Below are 14,150 nucleotides of genomic sequence, written 5' to 3'. Positions count from 1 at the left end.
GTGTGTTGTGGTGTGTCCGGCCGCGCGTCAAACGCCCCAGCGCGGAATATGGTGGCTGCCCATCGAGATGCAGACGTTCTTGATCTCGGCAAACACCTCCAGACTGTACTCGCCGCCCTCACGCCCCGTGCCGGACGCTTTGACACCGCCAAAAGGCTGGCGCAGGTCGCGCACATTCTGGCTGTTGACGAACACCATGCCGGCTTCGATGCCGCGTGCCACGCGGTGCACCTTCCCCACATCCTGCGTCCAGATGTACGAGGCCAGACCGTATTCCACGTCATTGGCCAGCTTCAGGCCATCGGCCTCATCCTTGAACGGGATCAGGCAAGCCACGGGGCCAAAGATTTCTTCCTGCGCCACCCGCATGCGGTTGTCGACGTTGGCCAGCACCGTGGGCGCGACAAAGTTGCCGTTCTGCAGGTGGCCGGGCAGGCCAGCGGGCTTCTCCGCGCCGCCGGCCAGAATCTTCGCGCCTTCCTGTTCGCCCAGACGGATGTAGCCCGTGACCTTCTCCCAGTGCGCGCGCGTGATCATCGAGCCGACATGGGTTGTCTCATCCGCCGGATCGCCCACCACAAGCTGCTTGGCACGTTCGGCAAACTTGCGTACGAAATCGTCGTAGACGCTCTCTTGCACGAAGATGCGGGAGCCGGCCGTGCAGCGTTCGCCGTTGATCGAAAAGATGGTGAACAGCGACGCATCCAGCGCGCGATCCAGGTCCGCATCGTCGAAGACCAGCACGGGCGATTTGCCGCCCAGCTCCATCGAGAATTTCTTCAGGCCGGCCCGCTCCATGATGCGCTTGCCGGTCGCCGTACCGCCGGTGAAGGACACCACCCGCACATCCGGATGACGCACCAGCGCATCGCCAGCCGTCGCGCCATAGCCTTGCACCACGTTCAGCACGCCGGGCGGAATGCCGGCTTCCAGTGCCAGCCGGCCAAGCTGGTCCGCTGTCAGCGGCGACAGCTCCGACATCTTGAGCACCGCCGTATTGCCCAGCGCCAGGCACGGCGCTACCTTCCACGTGGCCGTCATGAAGGGCACGTTCCACGGCGAGATCAACGCGCAAACGCCCACCGGCTGATACAGCGTGTAGTTCAGCATCTGGTCATCGACGGGATACGTGCGGCCGTTGACTTGCGTGCACACCTCGGCAAAGAAATGGAAGTTCTCGGAAGCGCGCGGAATGAGCTGCTTGCTCGTCTGCGCGATCGGCAGCCCGGTGTCCATCGTCTCCAGCGCGGCCAGGTGCGGCACGTTCTGTTCGATCAGCTCGCCCAGTCGGCGCATCAGCTTGGCGCGCTGCTTGGCCGGCGTGTTGGCCCAGGCCGGAAATGCCGCCTTGGCCGCCGCGACCGCCGCGTTGATCTCCGCCTCACCGCCCGAGGCCACCTCGGTAATGGCCTCGCCCGTGGCCGGATTGGTCGTGACGAAACGCTCGACGCTGTCGACCTGGCGGCCGTTGATCCAATGCTTGACAGGGTCCATGTTGACGCGGCTCATACGGGCTCCTTGTTCGATTCTTCGGCAACGATGGTGCTCACCAGCCTGCCGATGCCTTCAATTTCGGTGATGACTTCGTCGCCGGGTTGCGTATCGGCCAAACCCTCGGGCGTGCCGGTCAGGATCATGTCGCCGGGGCTGAGCGTCATGAAGCTGGAGAACCACGCGATTAACGCGGGGATGTCGAAGATCATGTCGCGCGTGCTGCCTTCTTGCGTGACACGGCCGTTGACGGTGGTTCGCAGCGCGAGGTGCATCGGATCGGGTACATCGTCGCGGTCGACGAGCCATGGCCCGATGGGCGTACACGTATCGCGGCTCTTCACGCGCAGGTTCGGGCGGTAGTAGTTCTCGAGGTAATCGCGGATGGCGTAGTCATTGGCCACCGTATAGCCCGCCACATATTCGTAGGCATGTTCACGAGACACATTGCGCGCGGTCTCGCCAATCACCACGACCAGCTCGCATTCGTAGTGCATAAAAGTCACGCCATTCGGGCGCACGGTCCGGGCGCGATGGCCGATCAGCGTGCTCGGTCCTTTCAGGAACGCGAGCGGCTCCTCCGGCGCCTTGAACGCTAGCTCCTTGGCGTGGTCGGCGTAGTTCAGGCCCAGCGCGAAGACGGTGCGCGGCTCGACCGGCGGCAACCAGACGACCTCGGTTTCATGCAGGACGCGGCCGTCGGCCAGTCGCAGGTGGGTGTCATCGCCCGGCATGGCCGTGGCGCGATGGATGGCGCCGTCATAGGCAATACGCGCGTGCTTCATCGCGAGGCCTCCTGCGCGTGGCGAACCAGGGCTGTCGTCAGCGTGCCGATGTGGGCGATGTCGATATCGATGCAATCCCCGGCGCGCGCCAGCGGCGGATTCTCCGGCATGCCAACGAGCAGCACGTCGCCCACTTCCAGCGTCATGAAGGCCGTCACGTCGGCAAGCAGTTGCCCGATTGGCCGCACCAGCGTCGAAGTGTTTGCGCGCTGCTTGATTTCTCCATTGATGCGCACGGCGATATTGAGTGCATCGGCATCGGGCACATCGTCACGGTCAACCATCCATGGCCCCATCGGGCAGAAACCATCGCGACACTTGTGGCGGATCGCCGGTCGGTAGTAGCTCGCATGCGGCACGGTCAGGTCGTTGACGATGGTGTAGCCGGCGATGAAATCTGCAGCGCGCCGCGCAGGCACGCGCCTGGCAGTCCGCCCGATCACCACGCCCAGGCAAGCACCCGCCCAGACGCTCTCGATATCGGCCGGCAGGACAACATCATGACCATGGCCGATACGCGTGTTGGCGGGCTTGAGATACAGAATGGGCGCCTTGGGTGGCGCCTGGTAAGGCGGCGCAGACAACGCGCCGCCCAGCGCATCGAGTTCTCCGCGGTAGTTCAACAAGGTCCCGACGACCGTGCCTTCGACCGGGGGGAGCCAGCGCCAGGAATCTGCAGGTTCCGTGGCAGACGCAAACACGGTTTCCCGTACCCGGCCGTCCGGCAATGTCACTCTGGCTCGCCGCATTGCGCCTCCTCCTAGCTCATATAATTAACATGTTAATAATCTAGTCGGATTGCAGTCATGTCAAGTCGGGAAACTGCGGCGCCATGAAAAAAACCGGTCACACGGACCGGCTTTTTTCAGGCGGCGGACGCGCTGTCCGCCATGCAGAGTCATCGGGCAAGCCGATGTCTACGCGGGCAATCGATCAGACTCAAGCCACGGCAATGTGCGCGCGCTTGACCACGACCGGTTGCGGCAAATCCTCCAATCCATGAGATCGCTGGACACCGTCGGCAATCAGCACGCGCGCGGCATCCTGGATCCGCTCCTGGCCAGCCTCGAAGGCTGCCTGCAGCGACAACACCTGGTCACCTTCCAGGCCTTCCCAAAGCGCCTCACGCGTTGCCACGCAAGTCACCTTTTCGCCGTCGACGAGTGCGTCGAACAGCAGGCCTTCGTTGTTGATGTCGTACGCCTCTTTCTTTTCGAACTTGATTTCCATCGTCAAAGCCCTCCGATTGCAATGGACAACAACGCACACGCTGTTGCGTGGAAACCGTGCGGGGGGGCCGGCAAGGTTTCGTCAGACATGGGTCTGGCTGCGCAAATCATTTTAACCACAGCTTGCGATGCACGTGCGAGCGCGATTTCGAGCATCGCAGCCCTCGAGCGCGGGCTTGAAGCTGCCATCCCAGGCGGGATCAGGCCTTGTGGGGCCAACGGTCACAGCTATGCTTTTTTGTCAGGGTCGCGCACGTGCCCGTTGAGCAAAGCGAAAGCCACATGCAAGGCGCGTGCCGGATACAGAGCCAAGACGCGCTTGCTAATGCAACCACATGATTGGCGACACGTTGATGTCAGTGCGGGAAGCGCTGAAAACCGTGCCAAAAAAGTGCGCTCTTTGAACGCAATACACCGGCGTTGTAATAGTTGCGCACCGGCTGAGGCGAATTCTCCTCAACCGGCGGCCCTGACGACAGTGGCACCCACGTGGCAGCCATGTCGTCAGGGAATGGACGCGCCGCTCCGATCAGTGCACCGTCTCGGAAACCGGCGCTGCGCCGTGCGTGGATCCGTGCAGCAACGAACGGCGGCGCGCATAGCCGAAGTACACCAGCAAGCCAATCACGACCCACACCACGAAGGCGATCCAGGTGACGGCCTGCAGATGGCTCATCAGGAACAGGCACAGGCCGATCGCCAGCAGAGGCACGACTGGCACGCCAGGGCAGCGGAAGCCCCGATGCAGGTCCGGACGCGTACGGCGCAGCACCAGCACAGCCACGGCGATCAACGAGAAGGCCGCGAGCGTGCCGATGTTGATGAGTTCAGCCAGCACGTTCAGCGGAACAAAAGCGGCAATCAACGCGAACACAATGCCGACCACCCAGGTATTCAGGAACGGCGTCGAATAGCGCGGATGAATGTGCGACAGGCGCTTGGGCAGCAGACCGTCGCGCGACATGGCGAAGATGATGCGGGTCTGGCCGTACGCCATCACGAGGATCACGGTCGTCATGCCGATGATGGCGCCCAGATCGACAAAGCCCGCCACCCAGCTTTCACCGGCCACTTGCAACGCCAGCGACACGGGGTGATCGACGCCCGCAAACTTCGCGAAGGGGACGATGCCCGTCATGATGGCGGCCACCAGCACATAGAGAATCGTGCAGACTGCCAGCGAACCGATGATGCCGATCGGCAAATCGCGTTTGGGATTGCGCACCTCTTCCGCCGCAGACGTCACCGCATCGAAGCCGATGAACGCGAAGAACACGATGGCGGCGGCGCCAAACACGCCCTCCATGCCGAACGGCATGAACGGCTGCCAGTTGGCCGGCTGCACATGGCGCACACCCACGGCGATGAACAGCAACACGACCGTCACCTTGATCGCCACCATGATGTTGTTGGCGCGCGCCGATTCGCGAATGCCGAACGAGAGCAGCGTCGTGATCAGCAGCATGATCACCAGCGCCGGCAGGTTGAACAGCGTCTGCACGCCCGGAATCGCGCCCGGTGCAGCGGTGAGCGCCACCGGCAGATGCAGGCCGAAGCCTGACAGCAGCGACTGGAAATAGCCGGACCAGCCCACCGAAACAGCGGATGTGGCCAGGCCGTATTCGAGCATCAGGTCCCAGCCGATGATCCAGGCGACCAGTTCGCCCATCGTGGCGTAGGCGTACGTATAGATGGAGCCCGACACGGGAATGGTCGAGGCGAACTCGGCGTAGCACAGCGCGGCAAACCCGCAGGCGAGCGCCGCGACGATGAAGGACAGCGTGAGCGCCGGCCCGGCCGTCAGCGCGCCGGTGCCGGTCAGCACAAAGATGCCGGTTCCGATGATGGCGCCGACACCCAGGAAGGTCAGGTCGAGGGGTCCGAGGACTTTCTTCAGGCCGGTGTCGCTGTGGCCCGTGCGGATCATGTGATCCACGTTCTTGGTACGAAACAAACTCATTACTGCGTCTCCTGTCTGCGTGCGGCCGAATGTGACGGCATGCACTGTCGCGCACGTGTGATGCGCGGCGGCGGATTATGCAAAAAAGCGGGCATTCTACCCGCAGGCGACATTCCGCCCTTCTATCGCCGGGATGCAGACAGGAAAATAGGACAATTCCCAACCAACTGCCGCGTGGTCGCGTGGCCGCGTAGAGCAGCACCCTTATTCGGCGGCGGCCGGGTCTTCGGTAAACAGCGGCTGCTGACGCGCATGCGCGTCGGACTCATACAACCGCACGCCCACGCCGAGCAACCGCACGGGAATGCCGCGACGCTCAAACCCTTGGGTGAGCAACTTGGAGAACACCGGCAAGGACACCTGCGGCGAGATGCACTCCACCGTCGTGCCGCGAAAATCGGCAAAACGCAGCTTGACGTAGGTTTTATGGATCATGTTGCCAGCCCGAGCACGTTCGACGCGGGCGGCAAGCTGCTCGACGAGAACGATCAACTCACGCTGGCAGTCTTCGAGCGTGCGCAGATCGGTGGCGTAGGTTTCTTCCACGCTGACCGACTTGCGAATCTGCGAAGGTTGCACCTGCCGGTGGTCGATGCCGCGGCAAAGGTCGTGCAGCCGGAAACCGAACACGCCGAAATGCTGCTGCAAGCGGTCGGTGCCCCAGGCGCGCAGGTCGCCGCAAGTTTCCGCGCCAAGGCGACGCAGCTTGGCGGCCGTCACCTTCCCCACGCCGAACAGGCGGTCGACGGGCAGTTCGGCAACAAACGCGTCGACCTGCTCCGGCCGCACGACGAACAGGCCATCGGGCTTGTTCCAGTCGCTGGCGATCTTGGCGATGAACTTGTTGGGCGCAACGCCCGCCGACACAGTAATACCGATCTCTTCGCGCACGCGGCGGCGGATGTCTTCAGCGATGCGGGTGCCGCTGCCCGCGAGCATCGGGCTGTCGGTCACGTCCAGATACGCCTCGTCCAGCGAGAGCGGTTCCACCAGCGGCGTGTAGCTGTGATAGATGGCGAAGATCTGGCGCGCGACCTGGCGGTACTTCTCCATGGACGGCGGCACGATCAGCAAATCGGGACAACGCTTGACGGCCTGCGCCATGGGCATCGCCGAATGGATGCCGAACTTGCGTGCTTCGTAATTGCAAGTCGCGACCACGCCGCGCCGTTCCGGCCGCCCACCGACGGCCAGCGGCTTGCCGACCAGGCGCGGATCGTCGCGCATTTCGATGGCGGCGTAAAAACAATCGCAGTCGCAGTGGATGATCTTTCGCACGGCACAAGGCCAGAACCGGCTGCGGGAGGCGGCAGCGGCGTCGGGCTTGCTCGTTCAGGAGGAACGCAAGGGTATCAGCTTCCGCGGGCCGCGCACGCAACACGGCGCAACAATGCATTTCGCCGATATTGCAACGCAACATCGACGAATGAAGGGATCGGAAAAGCGGCTTAGCGGCCGATATCGTGCGCCACGGCGCCGAGTTCGTCATTCAGGGCGCGCTGCTCGTCGCCGGACAAGCCGCCACGATGCTGGCTGGCCATGTCGTTGGCTTCCTGGCGGATGCGGCGCAGACGATCGCGCAGGCCATCCGCGCGATACGGATCGATGTAGCCCTGGGATTGGCGAACGTCGATACGGTGGAATTCTTCCGCGAGGCGACCCTGCACTTGGTCGAAGCGCGCGCGCGGATCCACCGGTGCAGGTGCCGCGACCGGAACCGGCTCGTGCACCACCACCGTACGCGTGGGCTGCGGCGGCGCCACGACACAACCGGCCATGGAGGCCGCCAGGACTGCGCACAGGGTCAGACGCGGAAGAATCGACATGTTTGGGCTCGTATCGTCGTTGTAGAAACGCGCAGTTGCGCGAGAACTGGCGCTTATCTTACGAACCGCTTCCCACAAAGCTGTGACGATTGGTAACAGCAGATTACGTCCGCAACATCTCCGGTGGCTCGACGGGCGGCGGCGGCTCATCGGGCGATGGCAGATCCGGCGGAATGCCCGGTGGCGAGGGCTCGTCGGGCGGGGGAACGGTATGTGCGGGCAGCACGCAATTGACGGACATGGTTTCCCTCCGGGCAAAACGCATTGACAATCTAGTACGCGATTCCCATGCCAACAAGCCACCTTGCCCGCCTATGCACGACCTGCCCACCGCCCGCTTTCAGGACCGCACGCTCATCCGCATCGGTGAGTCGCATGCCAATGGCTCCATGCTGCTGCTGGCACCCGATGCCGGCGGCCGGCTCGTGCGCTGGCGCCATCGCGGCGAAGACATTCTCTTCTGGCCGGAGCCGGCCGATTGGTCAAACCCAGCCAAGGTCCGTGGCGGCAATCCGCTGCTGTTTCCCTTCATCGGCCGGCACTTCGTAGCAGGCGAGATCGGCCGCTGGCGCGACGCGCGCGGGCAACTTCACGCCCTGCCGCAACACGGCTTCGCACGTGACATGCCGTTCGAGGTGGAAGACGCAAGCGACGCGCACATCGTTCTGTTGCTGCGCGACAGCCCCGGGACACGTCAAGGCTATCCGTTCGCCTTTGAGTTTCGCGTGACGTACCGGCTGATTGACGATGGGCTCGAGGCGACCTTCTCGGTCAAGCATCTGAACGAAGGTGACGCGCATGCCCCGATGCCTTTCTACGCCGGCCATCATTTCTACCTGGCGCTGCCGCATGCATTGCGCGGCGCGACCGAGCTGTTGATGCCGCCGGCACGGCTGTCACGCCAACTGCCCGATGGCAGTCTCGACCGCCCCGAACCCGGGCGCAGGACTTACCAGCTCGACGACCCGGCGCTGCAAGACCGCTATCACCTGCTCGATGACGCTGGCGCTGCAACGCTGGTCATTCCGCCGCACCCGGAAGCACCGCTCGGCCGCCGCATTCGTTTCGAAGTCGACGGCGCGCCGGTGCCCTGGCACGCCATCACCACGTGGACGGAAAACGCCACGTCCGACTTCTACTGCGTCGAACCGTGGATGGGCCTGCCGAATGCGATCCACCACGGTGAAGGCCTGCACCTGCTCGCCCCGGGCGAGGCGCGGCAGGCCACCTGCCGTCTGCGGATCGCCCGGTAGCCGACGCGCTCAGGCCTTTTCGTAGGCCTGCACCGCATCCATCACGCGCGCCGAATACACCAAGGCTGCCCCGGCATTGAGCGAGATCGCCACGCTCAGCGCGTCGGCAATCTCCTCGTGCGTTGCGCCATGCTTGATGGCCTCGGCGGTGTGCACGGTGATACAGCCATCGCAGCGCGTGGTCACCGCCACGGCCAGCGCGATCAGCTCACGCGTCTTCGCGTCAAGGCTACCCGTCGAGGCAGCCGACAGCGTCTTGTAGCCCTTGACGGTATCCGGCGTGATCTGACCGATCTCGCCAATGCGACCCAGCAATTCCTTCCGATACTCGACCCAGTTCAGCATGATGTGCTCCGGTGGTGTGGCGCTGACCCGGTGTCGGCGCCGTTGGAAAGAGTATTGTCTTGATGCGTGATCCGTTGAATACTTCATCAACGCAATTTTTGTCGAAATCGTCTCAATGGACGCGCTCAGCCAATTCATTCAACTCATCCGGCCGCAGGCCAGCCTGGATTTGCGCTGCCTGTTCCAGGGGCGTTTCTCGATCCCGCATGATCAGGAGCCGAATGGGCAGGCGCTGTTTCACCTCGTGCTGTCGGGCTGTTGCCGGCTCGACACCGGCGGCCGCACGCTCACGCTGCGCGAAGGCGATTTCATCCTGTTCCCACGCGGTGAAGCCCATACGATTCACGACTCAAGCGCTGCGGAGGCGCGGATTCCCAAGCCGCGCACCTCGCACGACGGCATGCTGCCGCTCCGCCAAACCGGCCGGGGCGCGGTTGACGTAGATCTGCTTTGCGGCCGCTTCGTTCACGAGCGGGGCTCGACCACGCTGCTGGTGCGCACACTGCCCGACCCGTTGCATGTGTCATTGAGTGATAGTGCGTCGTTTCCGGCGCTGCAAGCACTCATTGGGCTGATGCGCGACGAAGCCGAAACGCGGGCACCGGGCGCGCTGGCGATCGTCACCGCGCTGAGCCAAGCGCTGTTGACGATGGCGCTGCGCGCCTACGGTCAGCGAGAAAACGCGAGCCCCGGCACGCTGACGCTGCTGTCGGACGCGCGCCTGGGGCCATCCGTACAAGCCCTGCTCAGCGCGCCCGAACGCGCGTGGACCATCGACGCCCTCGCCGACCTCGCCGCCATGTCACGCGCCACCTACGCGCGGCATTTCAAGGCACGTGCCGGCATGACGGTATGGGATTTCCTCACGCGCGTACGCATGACGCTGGCCTGCGACGCGTTGGTTCATACACGGCTCAGCGCAGGCGAAGTTGGCGCGCGTGTCGGCTATCAATCCGAAGCGGCGTTCGGCAAGGCGTTCAAGCAGCACCTGGGGATGACGCCTGCGCGGTATCGGCGGGCGACGGATTGATCCTCCGCCATCGCTAGCGCTCCGGCGTGCGATGCGTGCGCGTTTTCGCAGCGGTTTGTGGCAGGCTGGGCTCACGCGCTGGGCGCGTTCCTGTGGCGACCCATTCGCCGTAGAAATCGATCTTGCCGTCGATCAGCGCAAGCGAGCGCGTCCACTCAGCAATCGTCTGCATGACCTGAGCGCGATGAGCAACCAGCAAGGCATGCCGCGCTTTCAAGGTGCCGCGGCCCTCGCACACCAGCGCCGTATATTCGCGCATCTGCGCAACGGACATCCCCGTATTGCGCAGGCGTTCCATCAACTCCAGCCAGTTGACGTGCTGTTCGGTATAGACACGTCGCCCTGTCGCATCGCGCGCAACGCCGGGAATCAGCCCCTGCGCCTCATACCATCGAATCGTATGAATGCTGCGGCCCGTGCGTTGAGCGAGGGCGCCAATCAGCAAACGGGCCGGATCGCGCTCAGCCATGGGCGTGGTCAGAAAGGTCGGCGGGATCGCCGAGGGCCCGGTTGACGAGATCGGTGTCGAAGTATTCGATCAGTTCACGCATCTTGCCCTCGCGCATCTGGATGACAAAGCAGTACTGATTGTTATAGGCAACGCCGTCGCGCGTTGTGTTGCGACCTTGCGCCTCCACGACGACGGTATCGCCTTCCGCAGTAAAGCGGCTGGCAACGGTCGCGATGCGCCCGAGCTTCGCGCGCAGCGGACCGAACAGCTCGTTCAACACCGTCTGCTTGCCTTCATAGCGCCGAGACCACAGCGTCGTACCGGTGCAAACCCAGCAGAAATCCTCCGCCATGAGTTCAACGAAAGGCTTGGCGTTGCTCACAGCGAGTTCGGCAAAGACGGTCTGCAAGATGTGCTTGTTATCAAGTGCGTTCATTGTGAGCCTCCTGGCGTGAACGCTCCTGATTACAGGTGCTAGAGCGCACTCTAGCGCAAGGGATTTCTTTGTCGTCACTATCGGCAACACGACCATATGACGCTGCGCTCGAACTGCGAGCGAACTACTAGTCATCAACGCTACGCCTCTGTTATACTTTCAGGCTTCGGGGCGTAGCGCAGCCTGGTAGCGTACCTGCATGGGGTGCAGGTGGTCGGAGGTTCAAATCCTCTCGCCCCGACCAAACAAAAGCCAGTGTAATCAAGCGATTACACTGGCTTTTCTATTTCTTTGCGCAGCGCGGCTGGGGCCGAATATTTGACAGTGTCCAATATTCGAGTGCGCCGATCCGTCGCTCCGTGCCGCAAACACTCTAATCCACACCCGCCTCGCGCTCGTACGAGTCGCACGGGTAGGCGCTCGTCCGCAGCCCACAAAGCGACCAGACACGTGCTGCCGTTGGTAGACGCGCTCTACCTCGTCCAGCTTGAAGCGCTACACTCATCCGCGACATAGCGGAGATCTGTTGGCCGCATAGAACGACAAGATCAAATTGAGGGAAGAGTGGAAGTCCTCGAATACGGCCCACACGCGTGGTACCTGCTCAGAGACGGGCAGCAGCTGTACCTCGACGTGAACTGCAATCACAGCTTTGCATACTACAGCTTCACGATGCAGCTCAACAGCGACGAGGCTGCGAAGTATCGGCGCCGAGGCGGCCCCTACCTGGACGAACTGGCGCACGCCATTCAGTACTCAGCGCCCGGCGTGTCGGGAAGCGGGTCGATCTACACAGACAGGTTGGCGGCCCCTGAGATCTCCGCCGAAGTAAATAACGCGATCAAGCTATGGCTCGCACGCGGATAGTTCTTGGCGCTTGGCTAGTCGCCGTCACCGCTCATTTTTTGACGTACATACTTTCTGCACAGCCGGAAACGGTAGAGTGGTACGCCTCGCTTCGGAGCTACCGGGCGGCGACCTTCGGACTTACACGTTTGCCGCTCTGGCTAGCTGGCCTGTGCGTACTACTGGCCTTGGCGAGTTCGGTGCGCCGGCAGCGTCCGCGGCAATTGGACTCCGACAACCAATAGGCCAACAGAGGTCGACATGCCGCGAAAGCGCCAAACAGCAGCTCCAGGGACTCTTTTCGGCATTCCCCGTTTGGACGGGCAGATGGTTGTCGGGCAAGTCCTCGAGGAATGGTACGTCGGCGTCGTGTGTATTGCAGTCTTTGACTGCGCCATTCCAGCCCAAGAAAGTTTCGACCCCTCCTCGCTTTCCGTTGCTGCAGTTATCTCCGTGACCTCGGTCGCGAGGGCGGAGATAAAAAAAGGCTACTGGAAAGTGATTGGATCTGGAGCGCTGCTGGTGGATCCTCGACTCTCCCCACACAGAAAATTCTCCGCCCCTGACTTCATCGGAGCCCAATGGCACTCCGGTGGAACGATCGAGAAGTTGGTTAATGCGTATTACGGTCTTGCCACTTGGGAGCCGTATCCTGGCCGGCCGGGGCAACTGAAGTCGTTGTTGCTCTCCGGCGAGACGGTAAAGCACTAGCGACACGGCTCCGAAAGCCCGCCAGCCGAGCGAGGTGCAACCCCGCTCCACGTCTGCATTGTCTACGTTGACGCGTAGCTCTCCGGCCCACGAATCGCGATAGGGCCGTCCGTCACGGGACGCCCCCCCCCCGCACAGATCCCGGCGTGCGCGACTCGCGCATCTTCCCCGGCTGGTACGCGCCGGTGATGGTCATGGAGAACGGCCGGCGCGTCGTCAAACCGATGCGCTACCACTGCCGCCCTGCCGGCAAGCCTGCGTTCTACGACACGCAATATCCCGGCACCTACTGCGCCCGCCGCGACAACCTGCGCGGCTTCTGGAAAGGCCAATACGGCCACACGCACGGCCTGATCCTCGTCGACGCGTTCTATGAACAGGTGAAGCAGCCGGACGGTACAAACGTCGTGCTCGAATTCCGCCCCGACCCGCCGCAGACGCTGCTCGTCGCCTGCGTGTGGTCACACTGGCGCGCGACCAAGCCCGGCGAGAAGGATCTGCTGTCGTTCGCCATCATCACGGAAGACCCACCGCCGGAGATCGCCGCGACCGGCCACGACCGCGTGCTCATTCCGATCAAGCCCGACAAAATCGATGCATGGCTGAACCCGGAAGCGCACGACCACGAGGCGTCAGACGCGATTCTTGAGGACAAGCTGCGGCCGTATTACGCGCATCGCGTGGCTGGCCTATGACACCGCGCGTGAAATCAACCGCAGGTCTTCCTCGGCAACTTCGTAGTGGATCAGGCCCAGCGTGGGGAATTCGACCATGAATCGCTTTTCCAGATAGGCCCATTGGTCCGACGAGTATCCGGCGCTGAACACGCCGTCCTCGATCGAACACACGACCACGCCGCCGGCGTCGGCGCCGAGGCCGACGCGATCGCCGACTTGCACTTGCTGTCCGTCTGCGTATTTCATGTCGGCAACCCTACCCCGTTTCCAAGCTAGTCCATTGGCTGATATTTGCCCCAGCCAAAGTAGTCGTTACGTTTCTGGGCTGCCTCATCGAACGTTTCGGCCTCGAACGAGGTCAGCAACTCTGGTTTGCCGTCGTACATATGCCGCTGCGCCTCGAACTGTCCTTTTTCGACGAGCGCTATCTGTGAGCGCCTTCGGGGTCCACCACCTCCCACATCTCATAAATCGTTGCCATCCCGTTGCTTCCTTACGGTACGAGTGCAAAACATTTCCGCCGAGCGCCCAACTAGCTGGGCGCTGAAGCCGTAGCGAACGCCTTCACGTAATCATCAACTGTTGCGATAGCGGAGATATCGACCTCCTTCCCACGCCGAGCGGCACGCTGCGCTGCCAACTCGGCGAGCGTGTCCAGCTCGTCGCTCGTGATAAACCAGACGCCAATGTCAGTTCCGAACTTGTCAGTTGGGCGCAACTTGTCGGCTGGCACTCGCAGCGTCTCAGCGATCTCGTTCCAGGCTGAGCGAACTGCGGCTTCGTCAAAATTGCCGCCCGCGTAGAACTGCCTGTAGATCTCAATGTCGGCCAGCGATTCCCGCTCCGAAAGCGCCCGCAGGCTGGCCTGACGGCGCTTTCGGTGGAGCAATTCTGCTCCGCCGCCCACAGCGAATGCGAAAGCAGCGATCAGATATAGGTTCATGGACGGGCTAATCAAGCTTCCCGTCCGGAGAAGCAGCCAAGCGTTCTATGTGGGTTCGAAAGTGCTCCCGCATCGCCGGCATCAACAGCAACAGTCTCGCCCCCAGAAAGTGCGCCGCCTCATCAAACTCCATCGTCTCCAATGTTTCGGGGCGAATGGTGACCAGT

Annotated in this window: 17 protein-coding genes, 1 tRNA gene and 1 pseudogene; 6 read left to right on the top strand and 13 right to left on the bottom strand. The window is 62.7% G+C overall.

The window, feature by feature from the left end:
- Positions 1–27: 27 nt before the first annotated feature.
- The 8 genes from hpaE to N511_RS25410 all read right to left on the bottom strand — a co-directional run bounded on the left by hpaE (position 28) and on the right by N511_RS25410 (position 7,532).
- Entirely contained in the window at positions 28–1,509 is a 1,482-nt protein-coding gene (hpaE, locus tag N511_RS0122165) for a 5-carboxymethyl-2-hydroxymuconate semialdehyde dehydrogenase (protein ID WP_027681260.1), read from the bottom strand.
- Positions 1,506–2,276 (bottom strand): fumarylacetoacetate hydrolase family protein, encoded by a 771-nt coding sequence (locus N511_RS0122160; protein ID WP_027681259.1) that lies wholly within the window; start codon positions 2,274–2,276, stop codon positions 1,506–1,508. The genes hpaE and N511_RS0122160 overlap by 4 nt, the downstream gene beginning before the upstream one ends.
- Positions 2,273–3,025, bottom strand: a complete 753-nt coding sequence (locus N511_RS0122155; RefSeq protein ID WP_027681258.1) for a fumarylacetoacetate hydrolase family protein — start codon at positions 3,023–3,025, stop codon at positions 2,273–2,275. The genes N511_RS0122160 and N511_RS0122155 overlap by 4 nt, the downstream gene beginning before the upstream one ends.
- 190 nt (positions 3,026–3,215) lie before the next feature.
- Positions 3,216–3,506 (bottom strand): DUF1488 family protein, encoded by a 291-nt coding sequence (locus N511_RS0122150; protein ID WP_027681257.1) that lies wholly within the window; start codon positions 3,504–3,506, stop codon positions 3,216–3,218.
- A 528-nt stretch (positions 3,507–4,034) separates the two neighbouring features.
- A complete protein-coding gene (locus tag N511_RS0122145) occupies positions 4,035–5,465 on the bottom strand; it encodes an amino acid permease (RefSeq protein ID WP_027681256.1) in 1,431 nt (476 codons plus the stop codon).
- A gap of 204 nt (positions 5,466–5,669) precedes the next feature.
- The gene (gene dinB / locus N511_RS0122140) at positions 5,670–6,743 is read right to left on the bottom strand and encodes a DNA polymerase IV (RefSeq protein WP_027681255.1); all 1,074 of its coding nucleotides are present in this window, start codon (positions 6,741–6,743) and stop codon (positions 5,670–5,672) included.
- A gap of 170 nt (positions 6,744–6,913) precedes the next feature.
- The gene (locus N511_RS0122135; protein ID WP_027681254.1) at positions 6,914–7,291 is read right to left on the bottom strand and encodes a hypothetical protein; all 378 of its coding nucleotides are present in this window, start codon (positions 7,289–7,291) and stop codon (positions 6,914–6,916) included.
- A gap of 103 nt (positions 7,292–7,394) precedes the next feature.
- Positions 7,395–7,532 (bottom strand): hypothetical protein, encoded by a 138-nt coding sequence (locus N511_RS25410; protein WP_180815280.1) that lies wholly within the window; start codon positions 7,530–7,532, stop codon positions 7,395–7,397.
- A 73-nt stretch (positions 7,533–7,605) separates the two neighbouring features.
- Here N511_RS25410 and N511_RS0122130 point away from each other — a divergent pair, with 73 nt between their 5' ends.
- Entirely contained in the window at positions 7,606–8,544 is a 939-nt protein-coding gene (locus N511_RS0122130; RefSeq protein WP_027681253.1) for an aldose epimerase family protein, read from the top strand.
- A gap of 9 nt (positions 8,545–8,553) precedes the next feature.
- Here the strand turns inward: N511_RS0122130 and N511_RS0122125 are convergent, their stop codons facing one another.
- Positions 8,554–8,889, bottom strand: coding sequence for a carboxymuconolactone decarboxylase family protein (locus N511_RS0122125; RefSeq protein ID WP_027681252.1), 336 nt, complete (start codon positions 8,887–8,889; stop codon positions 8,554–8,556).
- A gap of 115 nt (positions 8,890–9,004) precedes the next feature.
- Here N511_RS0122125 and N511_RS0122120 point away from each other — a divergent pair, with 115 nt between their 5' ends.
- Positions 9,005–9,919, top strand: a complete 915-nt coding sequence (locus N511_RS0122120) for a cupin domain-containing protein (protein WP_027681251.1) — start codon at positions 9,005–9,007, stop codon at positions 9,917–9,919.
- Between the two features lie 13 nt (positions 9,920–9,932).
- Here N511_RS0122120 and N511_RS0122115 read toward each other — a convergent pair whose 3' ends face one another.
- Entirely contained in the window at positions 9,933–10,388 is a 456-nt protein-coding gene (locus N511_RS0122115) for a MerR family transcriptional regulator (RefSeq protein WP_027681250.1), read from the bottom strand.
- Complete coding sequence (locus tag N511_RS0122110; protein ID WP_027681249.1) at positions 10,381–10,806, bottom strand: nuclear transport factor 2 family protein; 426 nt, start codon at positions 10,804–10,806, stop codon at positions 10,381–10,383. The genes N511_RS0122115 and N511_RS0122110 overlap by 8 nt, the downstream gene beginning before the upstream one ends.
- A gap of 167 nt (positions 10,807–10,973) precedes the next feature.
- Between N511_RS0122110 and N511_RS0122105 the strand changes: the two genes are divergently transcribed.
- The 4 genes and pseudogenes from N511_RS0122105 to N511_RS24450 all read left to right on the top strand — a co-directional run.
- Positions 10,974–11,050 (top strand) — tRNA-Pro (locus N511_RS0122105).
- A gap of 320 nt (positions 11,051–11,370) precedes the next feature.
- The gene (locus tag N511_RS0122100; protein WP_027681248.1) at positions 11,371–11,673 is read left to right on the top strand and encodes a hypothetical protein; all 303 of its coding nucleotides are present in this window, start codon (positions 11,371–11,373) and stop codon (positions 11,671–11,673) included.
- A 306-nt stretch (positions 11,674–11,979) separates the two neighbouring features.
- Entirely contained in the window at positions 11,980–12,363 is a 384-nt protein-coding gene (locus tag N511_RS0122095) for a hypothetical protein (protein ID WP_155954085.1), read from the top strand.
- Between the two features lie 131 nt (positions 12,364–12,494).
- Positions 12,495–13,058: pseudogene (locus N511_RS24450) on the top strand (SOS response-associated peptidase family protein); the annotation flags it as partial.
- Here N511_RS24450 and N511_RS0122085 read toward each other — a convergent pair.
- Both N511_RS0122085 and N511_RS0122075 read right to left on the bottom strand, forming a co-directional pair.
- A complete protein-coding gene (locus N511_RS0122085) occupies positions 13,053–13,286 on the bottom strand; it encodes a hypothetical protein (protein ID WP_027681246.1) in 234 nt (77 codons plus the stop codon). The pseudogene N511_RS24450 and the gene N511_RS0122085 sit on opposite strands and share 6 nt — an antisense overlap.
- Before the next feature lie 286 nt (positions 13,287–13,572).
- Positions 13,573–13,983, bottom strand: a complete 411-nt coding sequence (locus N511_RS0122075) for a hypothetical protein (protein WP_027681245.1) — start codon at positions 13,981–13,983, stop codon at positions 13,573–13,575.
- Positions 13,984–14,150: the final 167 nt, after the last annotated feature.

The organism is Ralstonia sp. UNC404CL21Col (genome assembly GCF_000620465.1).
GTDB lineage: Bacteria > Pseudomonadota > Gammaproteobacteria > Burkholderiales > Burkholderiaceae > Ralstonia > Ralstonia flatus.
Note: the sequence above shows the minus strand (reverse complement) of the source record. Positions and strands in the feature narration are given on the sequence as shown.

Excerpts from the sequence above, each read along its gene's own strand:
- N511_RS0122160 (WP_027681259.1), bottom strand. The coding sequence starts at position 2,276 with ATGAAGCACGCGCGTATTGCCTATGACGGCGCCATCCATCGCGCCACG.
- N511_RS0122125 (WP_027681252.1), bottom strand. The coding sequence starts at position 8,889 with ATGCTGAACTGGGTCGAGTATCGGAAGGAATTGCTGGGTCGCATTGGC.
- N511_RS0122095 (WP_155954085.1), top strand. The coding sequence starts at position 11,980 with ATGGTTGTCGGGCAAGTCCTCGAGGAATGGTACGTCGGCGTCGTGTGT.
- N511_RS0122150 (WP_027681257.1), bottom strand. The coding sequence starts at position 3,506 with ATGGAAATCAAGTTCGAAAAGAAAGAGGCGTACGACATCAACAACGAA.
- N511_RS0122145 (WP_027681256.1), bottom strand. The coding sequence starts at position 5,465 with ATGAGTTTGTTTCGTACCAAGAACGTGGATCACATGATCCGCACGGGC.
- N511_RS0122130 (WP_027681253.1), top strand. The coding sequence starts at position 7,606 with ATGCACGACCTGCCCACCGCCCGCTTTCAGGACCGCACGCTCATCCGC.
- N511_RS0122085 (WP_027681246.1), bottom strand. The coding sequence starts at position 13,286 with ATGAAATACGCAGACGGACAGCAAGTGCAAGTCGGCGATCGCGTCGGC.
- hpaE (WP_027681260.1), bottom strand. The coding sequence starts at position 1,509 with ATGAGCCGCGTCAACATGGACCCTGTCAAGCATTGGATCAACGGCCGC.
- N511_RS0122110 (WP_027681249.1), bottom strand. The coding sequence starts at position 10,806 with ATGAACGCACTTGATAACAAGCACATCTTGCAGACCGTCTTTGCCGAA.
- N511_RS0122120 (WP_027681251.1), top strand. The coding sequence starts at position 9,005 with ATGGACGCGCTCAGCCAATTCATTCAACTCATCCGGCCGCAGGCCAGC.
- N511_RS0122115 (WP_027681250.1), bottom strand. The coding sequence starts at position 10,388 with ATGGCTGAGCGCGATCCGGCCCGTTTGCTGATTGGCGCCCTCGCTCAA.
- N511_RS25410 (WP_180815280.1), bottom strand. The coding sequence starts at position 7,532 with ATGTCCGTCAATTGCGTGCTGCCCGCACATACCGTTCCCCCGCCCGAC.
- N511_RS0122075 (WP_027681245.1), bottom strand. The coding sequence starts at position 13,983 with ATGAACCTATATCTGATCGCTGCTTTCGCATTCGCTGTGGGCGGCGGA.
- N511_RS0122155 (WP_027681258.1), bottom strand. The coding sequence starts at position 3,025 with ATGCGGCGAGCCAGAGTGACATTGCCGGACGGCCGGGTACGGGAAACC.
- N511_RS0122135 (WP_027681254.1), bottom strand. The coding sequence starts at position 7,291 with ATGTCGATTCTTCCGCGTCTGACCCTGTGCGCAGTCCTGGCGGCCTCC.